This window comes from Pedobacter sp. KBW01, assembly GCF_003852395.1.
GTDB lineage: Bacteria > Bacteroidota > Bacteroidia > Sphingobacteriales > Sphingobacteriaceae > Pedobacter.
On the sequence record NZ_QAJQ01000016.1, the window covers coordinates 1 to 24,111 of the forward strand.

The 24,111-nt window shown below is 39.9% G+C and carries 20 protein-coding genes; 14 read left to right on the forward strand and 6 right to left on the reverse strand.

The window, feature by feature from the left end:
- Positions 1 to 165: 165 nt before the first annotated feature.
- The 3 genes from aspS to DBR40_RS17015 all read right to left on the reverse strand — a co-directional run bounded on the left by aspS (position 166) and on the right by DBR40_RS17015 (position 3,000).
- A complete protein-coding gene (gene aspS / locus DBR40_RS17005) occupies positions 166 to 1,911 on the reverse strand; it encodes an aspartate--tRNA ligase (RefSeq protein WP_124560942.1) in 1,746 nt (581 codons plus the stop codon).
- 90 nt (positions 1,912 to 2,001) lie between these two features.
- On the reverse strand, positions 2,002 to 2,583 hold the full coding sequence (locus DBR40_RS17010; protein WP_124560943.1) for a DUF6882 domain-containing protein: 582 nt from the start codon (positions 2,581 to 2,583) through the stop codon (positions 2,002 to 2,004).
- A gap of 12 nt (positions 2,584 to 2,595) precedes the next feature.
- On the reverse strand, positions 2,596 to 3,000 hold the full coding sequence (locus DBR40_RS17015; protein WP_124560944.1) for a nuclear transport factor 2 family protein: 405 nt from the start codon (positions 2,998 to 3,000) through the stop codon (positions 2,596 to 2,598).
- 342 nt (positions 3,001 to 3,342) lie between these two features.
- On the opposite strand from DBR40_RS17015, the gene DBR40_RS17020 reads away from it, so the two are divergent.
- The 6 genes from DBR40_RS17020 (at position 3,343) to DBR40_RS17045 (ending at position 8,826) form a co-directional block, all read left to right on the forward strand.
- Positions 3,343 to 3,900, forward strand: a complete 558-nt coding sequence (locus tag DBR40_RS17020; RefSeq protein WP_199748371.1) for an RNA polymerase sigma factor — start codon at positions 3,343 to 3,345, stop codon at positions 3,898 to 3,900.
- Positions 3,893 to 4,423 carry a hypothetical protein gene (locus tag DBR40_RS17025; RefSeq protein ID WP_233603919.1) on the forward strand — a complete coding sequence of 177 codons (531 nt, stop codon included), beginning with the start codon at positions 3,893 to 3,895 and terminating at the stop codon, positions 4,421 to 4,423. The genes DBR40_RS17020 and DBR40_RS17025 overlap by 8 nt, the downstream gene beginning before the upstream one ends.
- Positions 4,424 to 4,617: 194 nt before the next feature.
- Entirely contained in the window at positions 4,618 to 5,907 is a 1,290-nt protein-coding gene (locus DBR40_RS17030; RefSeq protein ID WP_233603920.1) for a hypothetical protein, read from the forward strand.
- 205 nt (positions 5,908 to 6,112) lie between these two features.
- Complete coding sequence (locus DBR40_RS17035; RefSeq protein WP_124560946.1) at positions 6,113 to 7,480, forward strand: S41 family peptidase; 1,368 nt, start codon at positions 6,113 to 6,115, stop codon at positions 7,478 to 7,480.
- A 55-nt stretch (positions 7,481 to 7,535) separates the two neighbouring features.
- Positions 7,536 to 8,111, forward strand: coding sequence for a peroxiredoxin family protein (locus DBR40_RS17040; RefSeq protein WP_124560947.1), 576 nt, complete (start codon positions 7,536 to 7,538; stop codon positions 8,109 to 8,111).
- A gap of 85 nt (positions 8,112 to 8,196) precedes the next feature.
- Entirely contained in the window at positions 8,197 to 8,826 is a 630-nt protein-coding gene (locus tag DBR40_RS17045; RefSeq protein ID WP_124560948.1) for a Pr6Pr family membrane protein, read from the forward strand.
- On the opposite strand, the gene DBR40_RS17050 is transcribed toward DBR40_RS17045, so the two are convergent.
- Entirely contained in the window at positions 8,823 to 9,713 is an 891-nt protein-coding gene (locus DBR40_RS17050) for a bestrophin family protein (protein WP_124560949.1), read from the reverse strand. The two genes, DBR40_RS17045 and DBR40_RS17050, sit on opposite strands and share 4 nt — an antisense overlap.
- Before the next feature lie 136 nt (positions 9,714 to 9,849).
- On the opposite strand from DBR40_RS17050, the gene DBR40_RS17055 reads away from it, so the two are divergent.
- Both DBR40_RS17055 and DBR40_RS17060 read left to right on the forward strand, forming a co-directional pair.
- A complete protein-coding gene (locus tag DBR40_RS17055) occupies positions 9,850 to 11,388 on the forward strand; it encodes an MFS transporter (protein WP_124560950.1) in 1,539 nt (512 codons plus the stop codon).
- Positions 11,385 to 11,636 carry a DUF6814 family protein gene (locus DBR40_RS17060; protein WP_124560951.1) on the forward strand — a complete coding sequence of 84 codons (252 nt, stop codon included), beginning with the start codon at positions 11,385 to 11,387 and terminating at the stop codon, positions 11,634 to 11,636. Before DBR40_RS17055 ends, DBR40_RS17060 begins: the two co-directional genes overlap by 4 nt.
- Positions 11,637 to 11,852: 216 nt before the next feature.
- Here DBR40_RS17060 and DBR40_RS17065 read toward each other — a convergent pair whose 3' ends face one another.
- Both DBR40_RS17065 and DBR40_RS17070 read right to left on the reverse strand, forming a co-directional pair.
- Positions 11,853 to 13,037 carry a class I SAM-dependent rRNA methyltransferase gene (locus tag DBR40_RS17065; RefSeq protein ID WP_124560952.1) on the reverse strand — a complete coding sequence of 395 codons (1,185 nt, stop codon included), beginning with the start codon at positions 13,035 to 13,037 and terminating at the stop codon, positions 11,853 to 11,855.
- Between the two features lie 65 nt (positions 13,038 to 13,102).
- The gene (locus tag DBR40_RS17070) at positions 13,103 to 14,137 is read right to left on the reverse strand and encodes a LacI family DNA-binding transcriptional regulator (RefSeq protein ID WP_124560953.1); all 1,035 of its coding nucleotides are present in this window, start codon (positions 14,135 to 14,137) and stop codon (positions 13,103 to 13,105) included.
- Positions 14,138 to 14,403: 266 nt separating this feature from the next.
- Here DBR40_RS17070 and DBR40_RS17075 point away from each other — a divergent pair, with 266 nt between their 5' ends.
- The 6 genes from DBR40_RS17075 to DBR40_RS17100 all read left to right on the forward strand — a co-directional run bounded on the left by DBR40_RS17075 (position 14,404) and on the right by DBR40_RS17100 (position 24,072).
- Entirely contained in the window at positions 14,404 to 17,634 is a 3,231-nt protein-coding gene (locus DBR40_RS17075; RefSeq protein ID WP_124560954.1) for a SusC/RagA family TonB-linked outer membrane protein, read from the forward strand.
- A 17-nt stretch (positions 17,635 to 17,651) separates the two neighbouring features.
- Complete coding sequence (locus tag DBR40_RS17080) at positions 17,652 to 19,496, forward strand: RagB/SusD family nutrient uptake outer membrane protein (protein ID WP_124560955.1); 1,845 nt, start codon at positions 17,652 to 17,654, stop codon at positions 19,494 to 19,496.
- Positions 19,497 to 19,506: 10 nt separating this feature from the next.
- Complete coding sequence (locus DBR40_RS17085; RefSeq protein ID WP_124560956.1) at positions 19,507 to 21,159, forward strand: DUF5123 domain-containing protein; 1,653 nt, start codon at positions 19,507 to 19,509, stop codon at positions 21,157 to 21,159.
- A gap of 72 nt (positions 21,160 to 21,231) precedes the next feature.
- On the forward strand, positions 21,232 to 22,254 hold the full coding sequence (locus DBR40_RS17090; protein ID WP_124560957.1) for a pectinesterase family protein: 1,023 nt from the start codon (positions 21,232 to 21,234) through the stop codon (positions 22,252 to 22,254).
- Between the two features lie 12 nt (positions 22,255 to 22,266).
- A complete protein-coding gene (locus tag DBR40_RS17095; protein WP_124560958.1) occupies positions 22,267 to 23,007 on the forward strand; it encodes a rhamnogalacturonan acetylesterase in 741 nt (246 codons plus the stop codon).
- A gap of 81 nt (positions 23,008 to 23,088) precedes the next feature.
- Positions 23,089 to 24,072 (forward strand): hypothetical protein, encoded by a 984-nt coding sequence (locus tag DBR40_RS17100; RefSeq protein WP_124560959.1) that lies wholly within the window; start codon positions 23,089 to 23,091, stop codon positions 24,070 to 24,072.
- Positions 24,073 to 24,111: the final 39 nt, after the last annotated feature.

Consider the following 24,111-nt stretch of genomic DNA (forward strand, 5'->3'; position numbering starts at 1 on the left):
TTGACTAAATCAAGTTTAAACTGATAGTCGTATTTCTGTTTTCTACTCATAAAAAATGCCCCAAAAAGTGTCTAACTTTTTGGGGCATGTCCAAGATTTTAAAATCTGTGGCTTTTTGTATTAATATCCCTTGTCCTAACGGCTATCAATTAATGAACCAACGAACTATAAATCCGTTTTAATCTTAAGTTCTTTCAATTGCTTATCATCAATTGTACTTGGGCTATCAATCATCACATCGCGCCCTGAATTATTTTTAGGAAAAGCAATTACATCACGGATAGAATCTAAACCTGCAAAAATTGAGGTTAAGCGGTCGAAACCAAAAGCAATACCACCATGCGGAGGTGCACCAAATTCGAAAGCATCCATTAAGAAACCAAATTGCTTTTGTGCTTCTTCTGCACTAAAACCTAAATGTTTAAACATTAAAGCCTGCAATTCGCGGTCGTGAATCCGGATAGAGCCACCGCCAACTTCGGTACCGTTAATTACCATATCGTAAGCATTGGCACGTACATTTTTAGGATCAGTATCTAATAATGTAATATCTTCTGGCTTTGGAGAAGTGAAAGGGTGGTGCATGGCATGGTAACGTTCAGTTTCCTCATCCCACTCTAAAAGCGGGAAATCCAATACCCAAAGGGCAGAAAATGTATTTTTGTCGCGCAAACCTAAACGGTTACCCATTTCTAAACGAAGCTCGTTTAATTGCTTACGTACTTTATCAGTCGAACCTGCTAAAATTAACAATAAATCACCTTTTTCAGTTTCAAAAGCTTCGCTCCATTGTTTAAGATCTGCTTCATTAAAGAATTTATCAACCGACGATTTAATGGTTCCATCGTCGTTATGGCGGGCATAAATTAAACCTGTAGCGCCTATTTGCGGACGTTTAATGAAATCTGTTAGTTCATCCAACTGCTTACGTGTGTAGCTTGCAGCACCTTTTGCATTGATACCCACTACCAGTTCAGCGTTATCAAAAACAGGGAAACCTTTACCTTTAACCAGGTCGTTTAACTCTACAAACTGCATAGCAAAACGGGTATCCGGCTTATCCGATCCGTATAAACGCATGGCATCTGCATATTGCATACGCGGTACTTCCGGTAAATCGTAATTACGCACTTCTTTAAACAAAGTACGGATTAAGCCTTCGAAAGTGTTTAATATATCTTCTTGTTCGATGAACGACATTTCGCAGTCAATCTGGGTAAACTCAGGCTGACGGTCTGCTCTCAAATCTTCATCTCTGAAACATTTTACAATCTGGAAATAACGGTCGAAACCAGAAACCATTAGCAATTGCTTAAAAGTTTGGGGCGATTGAGGCAGAGCATAAAACTCGCCCTCGTTCATACGGCTAGGCACAACGAAATCTCTTGCACCTTCTGGTGTCGACTTAATTAAAACCGGTGTTTCTACCTCGATAAAATCTAAGGCATCTAAGTAACGACGTACCGATTGCGCCATTTTATGACGTAAAACCAGGTTATTACGAACCGGATTACGACGTAAATCCAGGTAGCGGTATTTCATGCGCAACTCATCACCACCATCGGTTTCATCATCAATTAAAAATGGAGGTAGTTTAGCTGCATTTAATATTTCTAATGCCGTAATTTTAATCTCCACATCACCCGTTGGCATTTTTGGATTTTTATTGCTTCGCTCTACTACGGTACCAATGGCTTTAATTACAAACTCGCGACCAAGGCTACGTGCTTTTTCGCAAAGTTCGCGGTTATCGTCCATGTTAAAAACCAATTGGGTAATGCCATAACGATCGCGGATGTCGATAAAAGTCATACCGCCCAAATCTCTCGATTTCTGTACCCAACCACATAAGGCTACACTTTCACCTAAGTTATTCAGGTTTAATGCACCACAAGTTACTGTTCTTAACATATGTTTATCTAAATTGAGCGGCAAAAATACCGATTTTGTTTTAAAGTTTCGAGTAGAAGATTTTATGTTTTTCCTATTAAACAGAAACATCTATAATTGAGATTTCTTTTTGGGTAAGGAATCTACAACAGTGATCTTTTTGAAAAGCATAAATGAAAACAATCTATCATCATGGCTTGGAATACGATAAACACCCTTAGCTTTTAAAATGTATGCAGAAATTGCAGCCATATCCCAGCCATCTACTATATTAGCAGGCCATTTTACATTTAAAAGGCTTTCAAAGCCTCTTTTTATACCATAGGCCCTAACCGTTGCTATATCTTTTTTTACATTTTCTTCTATCGAAGAATTACCCCAGGCCCACAACCATGTATTTGATTTTAACGAAACAGATCCTACTTCCTCATAATCAATAATAACTTTCTGTACACTTTTATCACTAAATATGAGTTTACCGGTCAGTTGGTCGTAATCCCATCGTTCATATTGACCAATTTTATATTTCTCCTGGCAATAGGCTTGCTGTTTTTTTAGGTACTCGCATGAAATTCTGGAGAGCTCTTCAAATGAAACTGTATCTAACACCTCGATCTTTCTCGAAGATTTACTATTGCAACTTGCCAAGTAGACTGCAAGTACTAAACCGTATAACCTTAGTATTCTTATCATTCAAAATGAGCGCTAATACTTTTCTTCTAAAGTAATTTCAACTGCAATTACTTTCCACTCTCCTCTAATATTTTTCCAATGCACCGTTTCTTCAGTTTGGATGGTTTGCTTTTTAGAGAAAAGCAGCAAATTAGGCTTAATAATAATCGATTTCCTGGCAATTTTCTCTGTAAAAACATCGTCCTCGAAAGCAGATTTAATGCGGTAGTAACTGGTTTCGAAACTTTTGATTCCTTTAAAATCCTTTCTTAAATCAATCGAATAATCGCGTTTATTAAGTGCTGCACCACCGGCTGGTGTAAAGGAAAAGCCATCGTCGAGCATAGCAATATATGCATCGGCATCTCTGTTAATCAAAGCCTGGTTTGCTTTTTTATGTATCTCGTTTATTGCTGAAATGATTAAATCGGTTTCCATGGCATGAAGTTAAGCGTTTGTTGCAGGGTTTTCAAATTAATGATGAGCAGTTGGTCAATTTTCCACAAAACAGCACCATCTGCTTAAAGATTTAGTTTTTTGCACCAGCCTACGTTAAGTAAACCCGATTGAACGGACGCCAACTTCTTCAAATTGGCTGGAGGAAAAGCGGGGTTGAAAATGCCAAAAGCACAGAACCGTTCGTTTTCTACCGAATGAGATAAAAAATTTAAATTTTGACAGGCTAATCTTAAAACAGAATTAACATAATTTTAAACTTTTTTATACCTTGATGCAACGTTTTAAAATCTCTCCTGTCTTATAATCAGAATATTCAAAATTTTGGAAGCCGTATACATCGATAAAAACCTAGAGCTAGTAAAAGAATGCATGCAGGGCAGCCGCGCAGCACAGTTTGAATTGTACAAGCTGTATGCCAGGGCGATGTATAACGTGGCGTTGCGCATTTTAAATTACGAAGAAGAGGCTGAAGATGTTTTACAGGAAGCATTTTTAGATGCTTTTACCAGAATTGTTGATTTTAGGCAGGAAACCACATTCGGACTTTGGTTAAAGCAGATTGTGATTAACAAATCCATCAATTATCTGCGTAAACGCAAGATGGAATTTGTAAGTACCGACGAAATATCGGAAGTACCTGACGAAGATAGTTTTGATGACAGTGAAGTGCGGTTGCAGGCCGAAGAGATAAGGCAGGCCATTACCGAGTTGCCAGATGGTTATAGGGTAGTGTTAAGTTTATACCTTTTAGAGGGCTACGACCATGAAGAAATTGCACACATTTTAAAAATAAGTGAAAACACCAGCCGCACACAATATATGCGTGCCAAAAAGAAGTTAAAAAGTATTTTAGAACTGAAAGGGATGAGAGATGAATAATAGTAGATTAGAAACCTTTGTAAAAGAAAACCGCAAAGCATTCGATGTAATGGAACCATCGGCAGCGCTTTGGGCCAAAATTGAAAAGGAATTAGACACCAAAAAGAAAAAAAAACCAGTAAAACTGTATTTATGGATGAGTGCAGCGGCAGCTATTGTAGTAGTTATTGGTTTAGCTTTGTTGTACACCGTAAAAATGCAAAACAACGGTTTAGAAATAGCTGATGTTAGCGCTTCGTACGCTAAAAAAGAAGTTCATTTTGCAGGTTTAATTACCGAAAAGAGAGACAGTTTGGCCATTTTCGCTTCGGCCAACCCCGAATTGTATAAAAAATTTACCGCTGATTTGAGAAAGCTTGATGAAGATTACGAAAGACTAAAATCGGAACTACCAACATCGCCCAACCAAACTTTTGTGGTAAAAGCAATGGTAAAAAACCGCGAAATACAGTTGCAACTTTTAAAACAACAATTACTAATTATAAATCAGGTTGACGATTACAAAAGGGTTAATCAGATATAGAAAGACCAGAGGTTAAAGACCAAAGCTGATAAAAGGTCGGAAGTCGGGAAGTCAGAGGTCCGAAGATAGTTAACTATATAAAACATTAAAATTATCCGCTCGGGAAAAGAACAGTGACGTAATACGCTCACCACATTGAATTGCTTATGCCAGCCGGCAGGTTTTAAGCCATTTAATGTTTAACAATTAACAACATGAAAACAATAAAAATACTTTTGGCCTTTATGGCTTTAATAGCCGTAAAAGCCAATGCTCAGGAGGCAACAGTTAATAGCCCATCAGAAAAAGCGGTTGTAGAAATTTTAGAAAAATCTACTACCCTGGCTGTGGTAAATAATACCAAATACGTTCAAACCGGTAGTGACGCTGAACGTTCCAAATCTTTCAGCAAGAGTTTCAGTGTTGATAACAACGATAAAGTTAACCTCAACAACCAATACGGATCGATTGTGATTAAAACCTGGGACAAAAAAGAAGTTAAGGTTGATATCGACATTAAGGCCTACAGCAATTCGGATAATGATGCCCAAAAGCTAATTGACGGTGTAAGTATTGAGGCCAATAAAACAGGTGATGTGGTATCGATAAAAACCAATTTTGCCGATCGTGGTGGCAATAATTTTATGGGCAGGATAACAAAAAACGGAGTTACTAAACGCCGAGAGCTTAAAATTTCCTACATCATTTATATGCCTGCAGTTAACCCACTTACGGTAATGCAACAGTACGGCAACGTAAATATGGACGATTTTTCTGGTCCAACTTCTTTAAAAGTACAATACGGAAGCTTAACGGCGGGTAACTTAAGCAATGCCAATAACTACATCAATGTGCAATATGGCAAATGTACCATTCAGGACATCAATGCTGCTGTGGTGAAACATAGCTACAACGGGCCTGTAAGCATTGGTAGCGTGGGCACATTAGAACTAGCTGCCGAATATGTAGCCGTTAATGTAAATACCATTCGTAAATCGGCCGATATTAAGGTAGAATATGGAGGTGGTTTAACCGTTGGCAACATTGGCGGTAATTTATTGCTTAATACCGAGTATGCCAAGGTTGACATAAACAGTGTAAAAGGAAATACCGTAATTAAACAAGGTTATGGCAGTTTAAACCTGGCCAGTGTAGGTAAACTTAATTTAAAAACCGAGTATACCAATGTAACGCTGGGCGCATTAAATGGCGATGCATTAATAGATATGGAGTATAACAAGCTAAGTGTGGCCGAAATTACCCCAGCTTGCCACAACTTTACTTTTACCGGCGAATATGTAAGCACTGCATTAGGGTTTAACGATAGATATAATGCAAACTTTAATCTCTCAACATCGTATGCAGGCTTTAAATATGGCTCAAACGTTTCGTCAAGTAAAGTTAGCGATGACGATGAAACCAAAAAATACACAGGCAAAATTGGTTCTGGCGGTGGTGCTACTGTAAACATTAAATCAGAATACGGATCGATCACCTTTAAATAAGAATTTTAGAGACCAAATAAACTATAGTCCTGTCTATTTTATAGGCAGGACTTTTTTATTTACCACTGTCCGATAACGGATATTAAAATGTTCGATTATGAACACCTCCGTAGTTTGTAAGTGCCAATAGATCAATCCAGATAGCCTTTTTCAGTTGGTATAAAAATTGAAAGCCCAAAATCACCGAGATTAAACTAAACAAACTATGAAAAAAATTCTTTTACTGCTTCTATTGCCTTTAACGCTACTCGCGCAATCGAACAAACTAACAAAAGCTGATAAAATTTATGGCTTATCGAAATTTTGGCAGGAGGTAAATTACAATTTTGTTTACCTAAATAAAGTTGACCGTGTTAAATGGGATAGCACTTATAAAGCCTTAATTACCACTATACCAGAAACCAAAACCGATTATGCGTACTACCAGGAAATGCAAAGGTTTTGTGCGATGTTGAAGGACGGACATACCAACATTTACATGCCAGCTGGTAAAGATTTTGAGCCTATGAACACCATGTTCGGCGACTATCGTTTTTTCATCGAAAACGTAGAGAATAAGGCAATTATTACACGTGTTAATTTCAGCAAAAAAGACGAAATTCCTGTCGGAAGTGAAGTTATAGCTGTTAATGGCAAACCCACACCTCAATATATAGCCGAGCATGTTGCTCCATATATTTCATCCTCTACCGATTATGTTTTGCACGATTGGAGCACAAGCAAGCTGCTTCAGGGAATTGAAGGAAGCCAGTTTGAAATCAAAATTAAAAAACCGAAAGGTCAAATTGTAACCCTAAACTTAAGCCACAAGCGTACTGAGGAAAAAGAGGTTTTCCCTGCTTTTCCACCAGAATCGGCTTTGCTTGATTTTAAATGGTACCCAAACCATGTGGCCTATGTTGCACTTAACTCTTTTGGCGACGAAAAAATAGATTCTCTTTTTACCACTAAACTGCCAGAGCTGTATAAAGCCAAAGCCATAATTGTTGATTTAAGGAATAATGGAGGCGGAAGTACCGGAATTGGTAGTTATATATTGAAATATTTAACCAACGACAGCCTACTTTATGGATCGCGCTATGCTACCCGGCAACTAACTTCCGCTTTTAAAGCCTGGGGGAAATATACTGCTGCAAAGGATACAGCAAACAGTGAATGGAATAAAAAAGCCCTTTTAACTTATCAGGATAATTATTTTTACAATTTAGATTACTACCCGCTGAAAAATAAACTTTCCGAAAAGCGGATTGTGGTACCTACGGTTTTATTAATTGGCCACAACACTGCCTCAGCAGCAGAAGACTTTTTGATTTACGCAGATAACCAAAAACACATGACCAAAATTGGCAGAAACTCTTTTGGAAGCACTGGCCAGCCTTATCTTTTCGACCTTCCAGGTGGAGGAAGCGCAAGAGTTTGCACCAAAAAGGACACTTACCCGGATGGGCGTGAATTTGTTGGTTACGGTGTAAAACCTGATATCGAAGTAATACCAACCGTAAAAGATTTTATGGCCAACAAGGATGCAACACTAAACACGGCAATTGATTACCTCAATAAAAAGATAAAATAGTCAATCCATTAAGTCTCGTCTAAATTTGGCGAGACTTTTTATATTTAGCCTCGCTATGAAGTTTTATCTTTTCACATTGCTTTTAATTGCAGGCTATGCAAAAGCTCAGGAAACGCCTACTGTAAAATGGGCTACGCAAGAAACTTTCTTTGAAGACTTAACGGGGAAAGATTTACCAGATTTTAAAGGACAAACCACCAGTAAAAAAACGTTTGGTAAAGCTGATTTAAAAAACCAGATAGTAGTGATTAATTTCTGGTTTGAAAAATGCCCGCCCTGCCTGGCCGAAATGCCCGAATTAAATAAACTGGCTACCGAATACCGAAAAAAAGGCATCCGCTTTATTGGCATAACCCACGATACACCAATGCGCACAAAACTTTTTCAAAAACGCAATGGCTACCAATATGAAATTGTTTCGTTAACGCAGGATGAAATCAGAAAGCTGAATATTAACCATGGCTTCCCTTCCAACATTCTGGTTGGGCGCGATGGTAAAATCATTTACGCTACGGCCAACATTTCTTTCACTGATACAACATATAAAGCCAAATCGGTTTTATTTGAACAAAAACTGAGAACAGAGGTGGATAAAAATTCGATATCATTTAGAAATATCCCGAAGAAATAGATTAACCATAAAAGAGATATGCTTATCTTAGTTTTAAGGCAGGCATATTTTGGCCGACACTTAATAAACAGCTAAAAACCAGGCAATGAAATCTATTAACAGCAAAAACATCTACCTCACTTTAATTACATTAATTGTTTGGTTTTCGCTTGCACTACAATTTAATTTAAGCTTAGAGCTTTATAAGGGAGCTGTTTGGCCAACCCTTAAGATACTTTTATCTTTCTTTACTGTTTTAACCAATCTTTGCGTAGCCATCTGCTTAGTCTCATTACTGTTGTTTAAGCATACTGCCCTAGGGCATTTTTTTTCAAAGCCCTCTACACAAACAGCTATTGCGGTGTATATATTTTTAGTGGCTTTGGTATATAATATAGCCTTACGTGGTTTAGATCAACCAACGGGCTGGCATAGCCTCAGTAACGAATTGTTGCACGTTATTAATCCATTGCTATTTTTAATTTATTGGATTGCTTTTGTAGATAAAACCAAACTCGAGTACAAACAAACCATTGGCTGGCTGGTTTATCCGCTGCTGTATGTTATTTTTATTGTGATAAGAGGCTATTTAATCAGTCAATACCCTTATCCATTTATTAATGTGGCAAAAATTGGTTACCCCAAAGCTATTTTAAATACCATCATTATTCTGGTTGTATTTTGGATTTTATCTTTAATTTTCGTGTTTACCGGAAAGAAAACTGCTAAAGCTTAAAGCACATACTCATCGTTTATTGGCTTAACGGGCTCCGGAATTTCTTCTTCTTCAAGCATCTGCAAAAGGTTTATTTCTATGGTCCGCGTAATCTGATTAAGCGGTACCCCAGCCGAATTGTTTTCGAAAGGATTAACCAGACTCATGCCATTGATTTGTGTAGATACAAATACAAAACCAATTAACCAGCCCAAAAATATAGCTGCAGGCCCTGCATCCTGACTAATAACCAGGGTAAAGGTTACCACAAACAGCCAAATAAATACCTTGGTTAAATAACTATAGGTGGTTGGAAAAATGGTGTTCTTAATCCTTTCGCTCATCCCCATTGAATCGGAAAAGCGGGTTAGCATTTCATTAATTTCGATAAACCTGAAACCATCAATAGCACCAGTCTTAGAAAGTCTCTGCAAATCTCTCGATTGGATATTCAAAAGAGCATTATGTTTGTTGTTATGCTTTTCCATTTCCAATAAATCTGCTTCAGATAAATATTTGGTGTAAATTTCATCAACAGTACCCCTTAAATTGGCTTTTAAGGCATATAAAAAAGCGATGTGCCTGCAAACCATTCGTTTTACACCTTCGTCGTCATTATCTGCGTAATTAATCAATGCCCGGGCAAAAGAACGCGAATCGTTAACCAATGTGCCCCACACTTTTCGGGCTTCCCACCACCTATCGTATGCCTGGTTATTGTTAAAACCAATAAAAAAGGCAATTGCCGTACCTAAAACCGTTGGAATTATGGATGGAATAGAAAAATGGTGTGCGATTAAATATTCGCGCACGAAGTAAGCTGCTGTACAGGAGGCGATCATAATAAGATCAACCTGCCATGTATTTCTCAAAATTCTACTTAACCTGATATTCTGTACTAAAAGCATATATTCTAAATGGAAAATGAAAATACAAAACTAAAGGCAAAATGTTTCATTATAAACAAATTTAATAGCAGACAGTACAGGTTGCCGATTGCTATTCAAATGTTTATATTGGGAAACCAAATATTCCCGAATTTTTATGAGCGACGCTTTACCTAAGAACAACATTTTTAAAGTTATTGGTGCATCATCACTGGGCACACTGATTGAATGGTACGATTTTTACATTTTTGGCAGCTTAGCCGTAATTATTGGCCACCAGTTATTTCCTGAAGATGCAGGTGCATCGGCTCTGATTAATACACTCGCCATATTTGCCGCTGGCTTTATTGTACGCCCGTTTGGCGCGCTTGTTTTTGGTCGCCTGGGCGATTTAATTGGCCGGAAATATACTTTTCTTTTAACACTGGTGTTAATGGGAGGATCGACCTTTTTTATTGGCCTCATTCCTTCTTATAAAAGCATTGGCTATGCCGCGCCTATCCTGGTGCTCATATTAAGGCTAATTCAGGGTTTGGCGCTAGGTGGCGAATACGGAGGTGCCGCAACCTATGTTGCAGAGCATGCCCCTAAAAATAAACGAGGCTTTTTTACAAGCTGGATTCAAACCACCGCAACATTAGGACTTTTCCTTTCGCTGGGTATTATTGTAATTACCAAAAACATTTTAGGCTCCGAAACTTTTGGCGACTGGGGCTGGCGGATTCCTTTTCTGCTATCGATTGTGCTGGTTGTGGTATCCATTTATATCCGCATGAAAATGCACGAATCGCCCATGTTTTCGAAACTGAAAGCGGAAGGGAATGTTTCAAAAAATCCGTTAAAAGAAAGTTTCAGCAATAAGGCAAACTTTAAAATGGTATTACTGGCATTATTTGGGGCAACTATGGGTCAGGGTGTAATTTGGTATACAGGCCAGTTTTATGCACAATCTTTTTTAGAAAACACCTGTAAGCTGGATTTTAACGATTCGAGATATATTTTACTTTGGGGTATTGCTTTCGCCACCCCATTTTTTGTAGTATTTGGAGCCTGGAGCGATAAGGTGGGCAGAAAATGGATTATGCTTACAGGCATGTTGCTCGGCATTATTTTCTATCGCCCTATTTATCAGATCTTTCTAGATGATACAGATTATACCAAAATTGAACAAGCTGACATTTTATCTTCAACGGCTGCTCCGGCAAGCGCCGTATTGATCCAAAATTCGACTGATAGTTTAAGAACAATAGTAACCAAAGTTGTGCTTAAAAACGGAGCCACTTTTAACCGCGTGCAAACCGATACCGTTACTTTAAGCAATGGCATTTTATCCGCAAAAGAAATCATTAAAGATAAGGTACTGGCAGAGCCCGTATTCTGGAAGTTTGTAGGTTTAATCTTTTTTCAGATTCTGTTGGTTACCATGGTTTACGGGCCGATTGCAGCATTTTTAGTAGAGCTTTTCCCAACCAAGATCAGATATACCTCTATGTCGTTACCGTACCATATTGGCAATGGTGTTTTTGGCGGACTTGTTCCATTTATTGCCACCCTGATCGCCAGTTTTTCGGGATCGACACCACTATCTGGCTTGTGGTATCCGATTGGTATTGCTACGTTGAGTCTGGTTATCGGCACCATTTATTTATCGAACAAAAGAGACGAAAACATTAACGATTACCAATTAAGAAAATGAATATACTGAAGAAATTTTTAGGCTTAATTTGGATGGTTTTAGGACCGTTGGCCATGACATTTTTGTTTTTACAAGCCATAGATAAAGTAGGTTTAACCCATACCGATATCGAACGTACCAATACCATTTTACAGTGGGGAATTATCCTGTTTATTTTCCTGCCGATAAGCCTTGGACTAATGATTTTTGGCTTCTACGCCTGGAAAGGCGAATACGATAAATTGCCGGAGAACTCGGAAGATGTGTAGCTATTATTTTTCCATTTTCACCGCAGAGACACGAAGGACACAAAGTATAGCTTAAGGATAATCACTATTCGCCGCTCGCGCGCGCTTCTAACGCGTGCGGAAATAACACGTCGTATTTTTTACGACGATAAAGACATATTTTGCCACGGAAACACGGAATACATAGAAAAAAATCCCCGCTAATCTGTGTGGCTAACGAAAGCTACTCGCAAAAAATTAAAGTACCCGCAGCAACAAACCTTTCAGGTATTCGCCTTCTGGGAAAGAAATCCTAACCGGGTGATCTTCCGGCTGACAGAATTGTTTAATAATCTGTACTTCCTTTCCTGCATCGAGCGCTGCCCAAGCAATAATTTGTTTAAAGGTTTCGATATCAACCGCGCCAGAGCAAGAGAAAGTAGCTAAAAGGCCACCCTTTTCTAACAGCAACATGCCTAAACGATTCAAGTCTTTGTATGCTCTGGCCGCCCGGTCCAAGGCCGAACGAGAGGGAGCATATTTTGGCGGATCGAGCACGATCACATCAAACAGTTCGCCCGATTCTTTAAAAGCCCTTAATTGTTTATTAACATCCGATTGAATGGCAGTAACTTTAGCCTCGTCGAATCGATTAAGGGCTACGTTTTGTTTAAGCGTTTCTACCGCCAGTCCCGAACTATCTACACTGGTAATACTCACAGCACCGTTAGCTAAACTATTTAAGCTAAAACCACCGCTATAGCTAAAGCAATCTAATATCTTTTTACCCTTAGTATAACTGGCTAAAATGCTTCTATTGTCTCGCTGATCACAATAAAAGCCCGATTTTTGTCCTTCTGCGATATTAATGTGGTAGGTGATCCCATTTTCTTTAACCGCTAAAAACTCTGGTGGATTTTCACCCCAAAGCAAGCCATTTTCAACAGGCAAGCCTTCGTGGGTACGGGCAATAGCATCACTTTTATCAAAAATACCTTTAGGCTGTAGTTCAGTTTTTAAGATTTCTACTATTTCGGCTTTTACCTTTTCAATACCCGAACTTAAAATCTGTAGCGAGAGAAAATCGGCATACTGATCGACAATTAAACCGGGCAGGAAATCGGCTTCGCTAAAAACCAGTCGACAGGTATTGGTTTGCTCACCCAAAATAAACTGGCGCGAAGCAATGGCTTGTTTTAACCGGTTTTGGTACCAGCTAAAATTAATTGTCTGGCTTTCATCCCATTCCAGCAAACGAACGGCCACGCGAGAGTTGCTGTTATAATAACCATAGGCCAGAAATTCCTGATCAAAGGCATATACTTTTACCACATCACCATCTTCAGGTTTTCCCTTAACTTTTTCCAGTGCACCAGAAAATACCCATGGATGTCTTTGTAATGCTGCTTTTTCTTTGCCTTTTTTTAACGTGATTTCTACCATGCTGCAAAGGTAATTAAAAGCGGGCGAATGTTAAATGCAATATGGAAGATGTAAGATTTACCCAATTACAAAAATCGATTCCCGATTGCTTTCTGCATCTTAACCAACTCAGTATCTAAAATTTTGGTTTCGAATTCAGTCACTGGCCTTTTAGCTTCAATCATCGAGATCAACAATTCGGTGGCTACCTGACCCATTTCAAAGGCAGGTTGTTTTACAGATGTTAATGAAGGTGAAAACAGTTCGACCAGGTTTGAGTTGGTAAAACCTGAAATGGCAATATTATGGGCCACCTCCGGGTTGGTTTTCTTCAGCGCCATAATGCAACCTGTAGTTAAACGGTCGCTCGAAATAAAAATCCCATCAGGTTTAAGCGGCAAAAGTTCTTTAACAGCCTGCTCTAGCTCGGCACTATGCATGCCACCATGCTGGCAATACTTAACAAGTTCGGATTTAAATTCAATATGATATTTAGCCAGCGCAGCTTTATAACCTTCCAACCGCTCTTTTGTGATCGACAGGTTTTCTGAATTGGTTAAATGTGCGATGGTTCTTTTTCCGGATAAAATAAGATGCTCGGTAGCATCGAAAGAGCCCTTAAAGTTATTAGCGATTACCTTGTGGGTTTCAAAATCTTCGGGCACCCGGTCAAAAAAAACAATTGGTAAGCCCTTGCTGTATAAATCGCGCAGGTAATCAATATCCTGTGTTTCAGACGACAACGCAATTAAAAGCCCATCGATTGAACGCGAGGCCAAATGCTCTACGTTGAGTTTTTCTTGTTTATAAGATTCGTGGCTTTGTGAAATAATTACATGATAATCTTTATCGTAAGCAATAGATTCGATGCCGTTAATTACCTGCGAAAAGAAATTATTGGCAATTTCGCTCACAATAATGCCAATAGAATAACTGCGGCGTTCTTTAAGACTCCGGGCAATAGGATTCGCCCTGTAGTTTACCTTCTCGGCATAAGCCAGAACCAGTTTTTTAGTCTCTTCACTAATTTCGTAACGGTCTCTTAAAGCCCTCGAAACTGTCGATGTAGACAGTCCTAATGCTTTAGCAATATCTTTTATGGTAGATGTTTCAAATCTCATGGCATGTACTTGCGTACAAGTTACAAAAAATATCGCTGATGGCTATTCTACCAAGTATTTTAATAAACGTCGTTTTGACGTTTTTGGGAACGTTTGCACACTTTTTTAGTTAAATTCGGTTTCAAACGGTTTTTAGTTTGTAAAATTGTTACATCAACGTAACCAAATATAAACAAAGCATAACATCCCGAAATTAGAATTATATTCTACATGCAAGCGATTGCAACACATTAAAAAACCAAATCATTTCAAATAATTAAATAACTATGAGCAGAGTTTTACTCTTTTTAGCACTTCTCTCTTTTTTTGGATTATCTGTGGCCCAGGCACAAAACAGGCAATTAACAGGAACCGTAAAGGATAAATCGGATGGGCAGCCCCTGATTGGTGTTAGTGTATCCGTAAAAGATTCGAAAACCGGAGCCAGTACAGATGCCAATGGCGCTTATAAAATTACCATTCCAGGTAAAGGAGCTGTCGTAACCTTCACTTATGTGGGTTACAAAACCAGAACTGTAACGGTTGGTGAGCAGAACAAACTAGACGTTACGCTGGAAGAAGATGCCAACACCTTGCAAGAGGTTACTGTAAACATTGGTTATGGTTCGGTGCGTAAAGAAGCTTTAACCGGTTCGGTTTCTTCTGTTACCGGAAAAGACATTGACCAGTTTCCCGTGAGTACAGCAGCACAGGCATTGGCCGGAAAGCTGGCCGGTGTATCGGTTACCACCACTGAAGGAAGCCCCGGCGCCGAAATCGTGATCAAAGTACGTGGCGGGAGCTCACTTACCGGCGATAACTCTCCGCTTTATATCGTAGATGGAATTCAGGTAGAAAATGCCTTATATATTTTATCGCCAAACGAAATCCAATCTATTGATGTGCTAAAAGATGTGGCATCAACCTCCATTTATGGTAGCCGAGGCGCCAACGGAGTAGTGATTATCACTACCAAAAGTGGCAAAAAAGGTCGCCCTATTGTATCCTTTGATGCTTATGCAGGTGCCAGGCAGATTGTAAACGAGTTGGATGTAATGAACCCTTACGAGTTTGTTAAATACCAGTACGAACTGTATAACAACAACACCAACCAGGATGTTAAAGATACCTTTACCAAAAAATACGGCACTTTCGAAGATCTTGATATTTACAAAAATATTCCCAATATCGACTGGCAGGATAAGGTTTTTGGTCGCCAGGCCTGGAGCAATACGGAAGTGTTAAACCTGGCTGGCGGAACCGCTAAAACCACCTATAATGTTTCGGTAAACAATACCAAAGAAGATGGTATTATGTTAAACTCGGGCTTTAGAAGAACTTTTGCTTCGATGCGTTTAGACCATAAATTTTCGGATAAATTCAGGGTTGGCCTGAATGCCCGTTACAGCCGTCAACGTGTTGATGGAGTAGGAACAACTTCTACCGGTTCACAAGGCACCAACCGTTTAAGAAATTCTGTACGTTACCAGCCTTATTCAGGTGGATCTGATTCTGGAGATTTATTTGATGCCGATTATTTAACAACAGGATTAACCAACCCGATTACTTTAGCCAACCAGGAGCTGAAATACGACTACCGCAATGATTTAATCACCAGTGGTTATGTACAATATTCAATCCTTAAAAATTTAACGGTTAAAAGTACAGTAGGTTACAACAGAACCAACAGGCATGTAAATGTTTTTAATGGCCCTGTAAGTAATGTGGCCCGTAACAATGCAGGCTTACCTGCCATACAGCTCGATACGGTTTCTCAAAAATCATTCATCAATACCAACACCATTAATTACAAACCCAATTTGGGCAAAGATCACAGCTTAGATTTATTGGTGGGGCAGGAAATCAACATGGTTGATATCGATTCGAGAAGTACCGTACTTAAATTTTTACCAATCGATATCTCAGCAGAAGATGCCTTCATAAGCTCAGCTCCTGCAAATACCATTCAGGATCGGCCTACTTCTTTAATTTCAGGAACCAGACAGTTTTCGATATTCAGCAGGGCTTCTTATGGCTTTAAAAATAAATACCTGGCTACCGTAAATTTCAGAACCGATGCTTCATCACTATTCGCAGCAGGTAAACAATGGGGTTATTTCCCATCTGCACAAATGGCCTGGAGGGTAACGGAAGAAAAATTTGTGAAAGACCTGAACCTGGACTGGTTAGATAATTTTAAAGTTAGAATGAGTTATGGTGCCGCCGGAAACAACCGTATTGGTCAGGATTTGTTCAGAACCTTGTTTTATCTCAGCTCAACAACTGGCGGTTATGCCGAAACAGATGGGTCGGTTTCAACAGGCTTGATTTCGGGTACAGCTACAGGCAATATCCTGTCTAACCCGAACATTACCTGGGAAACTAATATTTCTAAAAACCTGGGTATTGATATCGACTTATTCAAAAACAAACTTTCACTTAATTTAGATTATTACGATAACCGCACCAAAAACCTACTTTTAAATGCTAACGTGCCGCAAACTACGGGCTATTCTACCCAACAGCAAAACGTGGGTAAAACCCAAAATACAGGTTTCGAGCTGCAGTTAAACTACCAGGCTGTTAAAACCAAAAACTTTAGCTACAACACCAGCTTCAACATTTCGTTTAACAAGAATAAAATTGTCGAATTGCAAAACGGCGTAAGTTCTTACATCACCCAATCGGGTTGGGTTAACAGCTTAGGCGATTTTAAAGTGGAAGTAGGTCAGCCGGTAGGTCAGTTTTATGGTTTCATATCTGACGGGCGCTACACCGTTGATGATTTTACCTATGTACAAAATGCCACAACCGGAGCTTACACTTACACACTTAAGCCTACCGTAGCCAATAGCAGGGTATTATTGGGCAACCGTGATCCACAACCAGGAGATATGAAAGTTCAGAAACTTTCTTCTTCATCGAGCATGATGATTGGAGACGACGACAGAACTGTACTGGGTACCGCACAATCGAAATTCACAGGCGGTTTTAACAACCAGTTTGCCTATAAAAACTTCGATTTAACCGTATTCGTAAACTTTAGCTATGGCAGCAAGGTTTATAATGCCAACAAATTAGAATTTACATCACAATACAACGTAAAAGACAACAATTTACTTGCAGTAATGAACGACAGGTGGCAGAATTTTGATGCCAACGGCGTAAAGGTAACCGACCCAACCTTATTAACAGCCATGAACGCCAATACAACATTATGGACACCCACCGGAGGAAACTACGCCTTAACCTCTTATGCGGTTGAAAGCGGCTCTTTTTTAAGAATCAGCAATGTAACACTAGGCTATAGCTTACCACAAAGTATAATCAAGAAAACCGGCTTTATTTCAAAACTAAGGATATACGGAACGGTTAACAATTTATACACGATAACAGGCTATACCGGTTACGATCCGGAAGCCAATACACGCCGTTCAAATCCGCTTACTCCAGGTATCGATTATGCAGCCTACCCACGGAGCAGGTATATCCTTGCTGGTATTAACATGGTATTTTAACCTCAACATTAAAGAAAATGAACAATAAATTGATAAAATCGGCTTTAATGGTAATTGCTGTTGGAGCATTGAGTATAACAACTTCCTGCAAAAAATATTTAGACGTACAATCACCATCAACTTCATCACCTGATGTAGTTTTCGAAAGTACAGCAAATACAAATGCGGCCATTATAGCAGTATACAACCGCTTATGTGGCGATAATGGTTATGGCAGTCGTATTTCGACCTTATTTGGCCTAACCGCCGATGATTTTAAAACCTCTGGAAGTTATAGTTCTTCCGATCGTCGGGGAATTAGTATGTACGGCGCAAGTTCGGATAATACCGATCTGATTAACCCATTTTTACAATTGTATGCCGGCGTAGAGCGCGCCAATATCTGCATCAAATTTATTCCGGCATCTAAACTTTATGCAAATGGTTCTGATGACGAAAAAGCCACTATGAAACGCTACTACGGCGAAGCTCTGGCTTTAAGAGCGCAGTTTCTTTACGAACTGATCCGCAACTGGGGAGATGTTCCGGCCTCATTTGTACCATCGGCCGATGCTGAAACATTATATGGCCCAAATGTAGATCGCAATAAAACCTACGATCAGATAATTGCCGATTTAAAAATGGCCGAAGATTTAGTGCCATGGAGAAGTGGCATTGCCGAATATGGTAGTTTCCGTTTTACAAAAGGAGCTATTAAAGGTTTAAGGGCGCGTATTGCGTTGGCAAGAGGAGGTTACTCCTTAAGATCGGCAAGCCATACCATAGAGCGCAGCTCGGACTATTTAACCTATTACAAAATTGCGTTGGATGAGTGCCTGGATTTAATGAACCACCGTTCGGAGCATAATATCAATCCTGTTTACGAAAACGTATTTAAAACCTTGCATACCACTACCCGTTACGATGATGCCCACGAACTGATGTTCGAGGTGGCCGCTTTCGGCGGTAATGCGGCTACAGATAGTAAGCTGGGGTATTATAACGGTATCCGATTTAACTCGGCCTCTACTTTCGGCTCGGGAGGTGGCGGTATGAATGCTATTCCAACTTATTTTTATGAGTTCGATGTTACGAAAGATTGCCGCAGGGATGTAACCATTGGTGTTTTCGAAATTACGGCAACTTCGAAAAAAATCATCAATACTTTGTTTAACATGACGGATGGAAAATTCCGTAAATCGTGGACAACCTTTAACGGATCATCAGCCGCGCAGAACTTTTCGATCAACTGGCCAATTTTACGCTTTGCCGATGTATTGCTGATGTACGCCGAAGCCGATAATGAAATTAATGGCGCACCATCTGCAGCAGCTGTTAACGCCTTGCAGGAAGTACAAAAAAGGGCTTATGCAGGTTTCGAAAGTCAAATTCCGGTAACACCAACCGATAAAGCAGGCTTTTTTAATGCAATTGTTAAAGAACGTTTGCTGGAGTTTGGTGGGGAGGGCATCCGCAAATACGATTTAATTCGCTGGAATTTATTGGGCAGCAAATTTGACGAAACACGTACCAAAATCCGTGCTTTAATTGCCGGCACGGGCGATTATGCCAGTGTACCCAATTACATTTATGCTAAAGAAGGCAATTATTTACTGGGAACCAGTGTAAACGAAGTGGCAACGCTCGATCTTTACGGTGGCGTTCCGAACAACGTATTTGCTTCGCCGGGTTTAAATACTTCTTCGGCCCCAACGGGTTATACCACCAAAAACTGGAGAAAAGCGGTAACAGAAGAAAATTCGATCACCAGTACATCAACCGGTATTGCCTTTTACTTCGAAGCAAACAAAAAGGAGCTTTTCCCATATCCAAAAACTACTTTAATTGAAAATCCAAGCATGGTTCAAAACTTTGGCTATTAATACAGGTATCATGAAAAAAATTATAGATCAACTGGGGTTTAAACTAATTATTTTATCGCTGATGGTGCTGGCCATTTCTTCTTGTAAAAAAGAAGGCGATGTACCCACTGACCCAGCCAGGATATTTAAACCTAGCGATGTTAAAATTGCTGCTGGCGAAACTTCGGCCAAATTAACCTGGACTTTACCGCTATTGTCGACAGGGAAAGCACTGAAATACAGCATTGACTTTTCAACCGATTCATTATTCGCAACGGTGAACTACACTACTACCGCCGATACGGCTGGCGTAACTGTAACCGAGGATAATCTGGCTGTTAGAACAAAATACTATGCGAGGGTGAAAGCCAATGCTACCGAAACTCAACCAGAATCGAAATACGTGCGCAGCAGTGCCTTTCAGTTAACCGGCATTCAATTGTTTTCTGCGATAAGGGATAACGAAATTAAAGAAAACAGCATTACACTACGTTATACACCAACAGTTGGTCTTACCTCCATTGTGTTAACACCAGCAACAGGTACAGCAATTACCACTACACTGAGCACAACCGATGCAACTGCCGGCTTAAAAGCGATAACCGGATTAACAGCAGGCATGAAATACACCGCCGAACTTTTTGCTGGGACGAAGAGTAAAGGCATTACCACTTTTACTACACTTGCCCCAACTACCTACACAGTAAAATTAAATCCAGGCGATGATTTGGCAGCAGCCATTGCAAACGCAGCTAACGGTGCTATTATAGGTTTAAATCCGGGCACGTACAACCTGCCTACAGCAACTGCAACATTTATTACCCAAAAAACCATAACCATAAAGTCGACATCAGGCAACCCAACAGATACCAAGGTAAATTATAGGGAAATTGATTTAGAAGGTACTGGCGCTGGTGTAACACTATCAGGCATTGAGTTCGACGGAACAGCTTCGGCTTCGCTTTATTTCATCAACTTTATTGGCTCACAGGCTTCAAACGGTGCAGCAGCAACCTTTACCAACGTGGTTGTTGATAATTGTATTGCACATGGTTCTACTACTTCGTTTTTACGTGGCGACAGGGGAACGGCAGCGCGCGATTTCAAAATAACGGCGATTACCGTTAATAATTCTATTGTTTACGATATGGGAGCTAATGGTTCGTCGGCATATTATACCTTCCATGTAAACAAAATGCAGTTCAATACACTAACGGTATCGAAATCTACTTTTTATAATGCAGGTCCGGGTTTGGTTACCGCCAGCACGACCTATACAGGCGATGTGACCCCAACGGTTGCCATCAGCAACTCTACCTTTAATGGTTTTGGAGGAAATGCGAAATACGCTTTACTAGATGCGAGTGCAAACCCTATTAACTTCACCATTCTCAACAGTATTATGGCTAATACACCCAAATCAGGTACGGTTAACGCTGCCGCCATCAGGGGTACAGGTGCGGGCAGTACCCTAAAAATTTCGAACAGTAATTATTTTAATTTATTTAGCGCATTAACAGGCGGTACCGCTTTAACTTTTGGCACCGCAACATTAGCCAGTAACCAAAGTATCAATACCGGATGGACGGCAACCACAACTGATTTTACCCTCCAGGCGAGTTCTGTTTTAAGAACTGCCGGAAGTACAGGCGGGGCAATTGGCGATCCACGCTGGACATATTAATTATTTTTAAAGGGCAGGCTTATATCTGCCCTTTTTTATTGAAATTTATAGCATAGCACTATACCGGTCAAAATGACGAAACCAACCCTGATCCATTTAGCTTATACCATCCTTTTTTGCATCGGCTTAATCCCTCAAGCCTATGCGCAAGACCCCAAATACCCGACTACCCTTACCGTTTCGAAAGATGGCAGCGGCAATTATAACACCATACAGGAAGCTGTAAACTCAGTGCGCGATTTAGGCGAACAGGAAGTTAAAATTTATGTCAAAAATGGCATTTACAAAGAAAAGCTGATTATTCCTTCCTGGAAAATAAAAATTGCCATTATAGGCGAAAGTAACGAAAACACCGTCATCACTAATGATGACTACTCTGGAAAAGACTATCCGGCAGGCAAAGATGCTTTTGGCAATACCAAATTCAGCACTTATACTTCATTTACAGTGTTGGTTCAGGGCAATGATGTAAAGCTCGAAAATTTAACCATCATAAACGCAGCAGGCCGCGTTGGGCAGGCTGTTGCACTACATGTAGAAGGCGATCGTTTTGTAGCCAAAAACTGCAGGCTTTCAGGGAATCAGGATACGCTTTATGCCGCTATCGAGAATAGCCGCCAATACTACCAAAACTGCTACATAGAAGGCACTACCGATTTTATTTTTGGCAAAGCAACCGTTGTTTTTGAGCACTGCACCATTAAAAGCTTAACCGATTCTTATGTTACCGCAGCCTCTACTTCAGCAAACCAGCCCTTTGGGTTTGTGTTTATGCATTGTAAACTCATTGCTGATTCGGCTGTAACAAAAGCTTATCTTGGCCGGCCATGGCGACCTTACGCTAAAACCGTTTTTATGCATTGCGATTTAGGTAAACACATTCTCCCTGTTGGCTGGAACCCATGGAAAGGCGACAAGATGTTTCCCGATAAAGAGAAAACTGTGTTTTACGCAGAATACCAAAATATCGGTGCAGGAGCATCACCCAAAACACGCTTAGCCTGGACAACACAGCTTAGCGATAAAGCCGCAAAAAATTATACCCTTAAAAATATCCTGGGCGGAACCGACAAATGGAACCCCACAGTTAATTAGTGAATTATCAATATGAAAAATAAGTTTTACCTGGCATTTGCACTGGCCGCATTAACGGCTACCTTATCATTTACTTTCATTCAAAAGAAAACTACGCTGTACATTATAGGCGATTCTACCGCAGCCAATAAAGATCCTAAAACTTATCCCGAAACCGGTTGGGGCATGGCATTACAATCATTGTTTAAGTCAGATGTTACCGTTGATAACCGCGCACTGAATGGAAGAAGCACTAAATCTTTCCGTGCAGAGAAACGTTGGGACCCTATTTTAGCACAACTGAACCCTGGCGATTACGTTCTTATAGAATTTGGGCACAACGACGAAAAGGTAGATAAACCCACTGTAGGTGTTTCGCTGGCCGATTTTAAAACCAACCTGATTAACTACGTCAAAGAAACCCGAAGCAAAAAAGCTTTACCGGTACTGCTTACACCCATTTCGAGAAGAAGTTTTAAAAACGGGGTTTTAATCGATTCGCACGGCGATTACCCACGCATCACGCGCCAGGTAGCCGACTCGCTGCAAGTGCCATTAATTGATATGCTGGTTAAAACCGAGAGCTTGTTAAACCGTTTAGGCGAGGAACCTTCAATCAAACTATTTAACCATGTCGATTCAGGAAACGTGAATTATCCAAACGGGAAGAAAGACAATACGCATTTAAGTCCGGAGGGAGCCAAACAAGTTGCTGCTTTAGTGGTAAAAGGTATAAAAGAATTAAAATTAGACCTGGCCAAAAAACTGAAATAAGCCATAAAAGGAATTTTAAGTAGCTAAAATTGGTAATCGCAGCGTTAAAATAAAAGATCGGTACGAAGCGCTAAAAATATAATGGCTAATATTGCAGCAATGAATACCGGTTTATACAATCCTTTCCAAAACTTCGATTTTTTATACAAAATCTGCTTTTTAAGCGGCAAAACCTTTAACACACCAGTTGTACAGGTGCCATTAATTCCAAAATGGTTACTGGCGCAGGCAGGTTTAAGCGGCGAAGAGCAAATTCAGTTTTTGGATGAGAGCATCCGTTCATACAATACACTTGTTATTCCGGTTAACAGTGAGTTAAACGAACAGTTTTTAAACCCGCTTGAGGATAAAATAGAAGTAGCCTTTGCAAAAGGTTATGCTGCTGTTTCGGCACTGCCGGAGCTGGATTTATTTAACTGGATTGGCAAGTTTTTATATGGCTTTGTTTACATCGAAATGCATGCTGCACTGCGTAAGGAGATGACTGCCGATGGCTTAAACATGTCGCAATCTTTAATGATGAAATTTGCCAACCTGAATTTCATGATGCAGAATTTGTATACCAGTCTGGAATTTGAAGATTTTACACCCTGGTCTATCACTGTGGTTAAACTCGAAAACGAAGAAACCCCATTCAGTTTCCGCGACGAGATCAATACCCTTACTTTTTCAATAAAGATGAAAGATTTCGGGATTATTGCCTGCTTGCAGGATAATGGTACCAACAAACGTTACCACCAGGAAATTGTAAATGAGATAGCCGGAAAAAGCTTAACAGCCGAACAGTTTGAAGAGGTTACAGCGCGTTTTTATTATTCTGCCTATCTGTTTAACCGCTTGCCCGAATATACTTTTATGCCGGTTGATGGCACCACTTATATTGAAGCCATGCCTTTACGCGGCAACATGAGCAAACCTTTGTTTGATGTTTGGCAACACAAGGTTTATGCGCAGGTTTTAGAAAACTTCTGGAAACCCTGGGGTTATGTAGTGTTCGAAATTATTAAAAACCCCGAACAGCCGATGAGCTTTTTCGAAAAGCCTTGTTTGCCTAATGCAGGGTAGATAACTTCTATTTTTTACCGCAAAGCGCGCAAAGAAGAA

Bases quoted from the DNA above. Each gene is read 5' to 3' on its own strand.
- DBR40_RS17045 (WP_124560948.1), top strand. From the start codon at position 8,197: ATGAAATCTATTAACAGCAAAAACATCTACCTCACTTTAATTACATTA.
- DBR40_RS17055 (WP_124560950.1), top strand. From the start codon at position 9,850: ATGAGCGACGCTTTACCTAAGAACAACATTTTTAAAGTTATTGGTGCA.
- DBR40_RS17025 (WP_233603919.1), top strand. From the start codon at position 3,893: ATGAATAATAGTAGATTAGAAACCTTTGTAAAAGAAAACCGCAAAGCA.
- DBR40_RS17050 (WP_124560949.1), bottom strand. From the start codon at position 9,713: ATGCTTTTAGTACAGAATATCAGGTTAAGTAGAATTTTGAGAAATACA.
- DBR40_RS17040 (WP_124560947.1), top strand. From the start codon at position 7,536: ATGAAGTTTTATCTTTTCACATTGCTTTTAATTGCAGGCTATGCAAAA.
- DBR40_RS17030 (WP_233603920.1), top strand. From the start codon at position 4,618: ATGAAAACAATAAAAATACTTTTGGCCTTTATGGCTTTAATAGCCGTA.
- DBR40_RS17070 (WP_124560953.1), bottom strand. From the start codon at position 14,137: ATGAGATTTGAAACATCTACCATAAAAGATATTGCTAAAGCATTAGGA.
- DBR40_RS17015 (WP_124560944.1), bottom strand. From the start codon at position 3,000: ATGGAAACCGATTTAATCATTTCAGCAATAAACGAGATACATAAAAAA.
- DBR40_RS17065 (WP_124560952.1), bottom strand. From the start codon at position 13,037: ATGGTAGAAATCACGTTAAAAAAAGGCAAAGAAAAAGCAGCATTACAA.
- DBR40_RS17085 (WP_124560956.1), top strand. From the start codon at position 19,507: ATGAAAAAAATTATAGATCAACTGGGGTTTAAACTAATTATTTTATCG.
- DBR40_RS17035 (WP_124560946.1), top strand. From the start codon at position 6,113: ATGAAAAAAATTCTTTTACTGCTTCTATTGCCTTTAACGCTACTCGCG.
- DBR40_RS17060 (WP_124560951.1), top strand. From the start codon at position 11,385: ATGAATATACTGAAGAAATTTTTAGGCTTAATTTGGATGGTTTTAGGA.
- DBR40_RS17095 (WP_124560958.1), top strand. From the start codon at position 22,267: ATGAAAAATAAGTTTTACCTGGCATTTGCACTGGCCGCATTAACGGCT.
- DBR40_RS17010 (WP_124560943.1), bottom strand. From the start codon at position 2,583: ATGATAAGAATACTAAGGTTATACGGTTTAGTACTTGCAGTCTACTTG.
- aspS (WP_124560942.1), bottom strand. From the start codon at position 1,911: ATGTTAAGAACAGTAACTTGTGGTGCATTAAACCTGAATAACTTAGGT.
- DBR40_RS17100 (WP_124560959.1), top strand. From the start codon at position 23,089: ATGGCTAATATTGCAGCAATGAATACCGGTTTATACAATCCTTTCCAA.
- DBR40_RS17080 (WP_124560955.1), top strand. From the start codon at position 17,652: ATGAACAATAAATTGATAAAATCGGCTTTAATGGTAATTGCTGTTGGA.
- DBR40_RS17090 (WP_124560957.1), top strand. From the start codon at position 21,232: ATGACGAAACCAACCCTGATCCATTTAGCTTATACCATCCTTTTTTGC.
- DBR40_RS17075 (WP_124560954.1), top strand. From the start codon at position 14,404: ATGAGCAGAGTTTTACTCTTTTTAGCACTTCTCTCTTTTTTTGGATTA.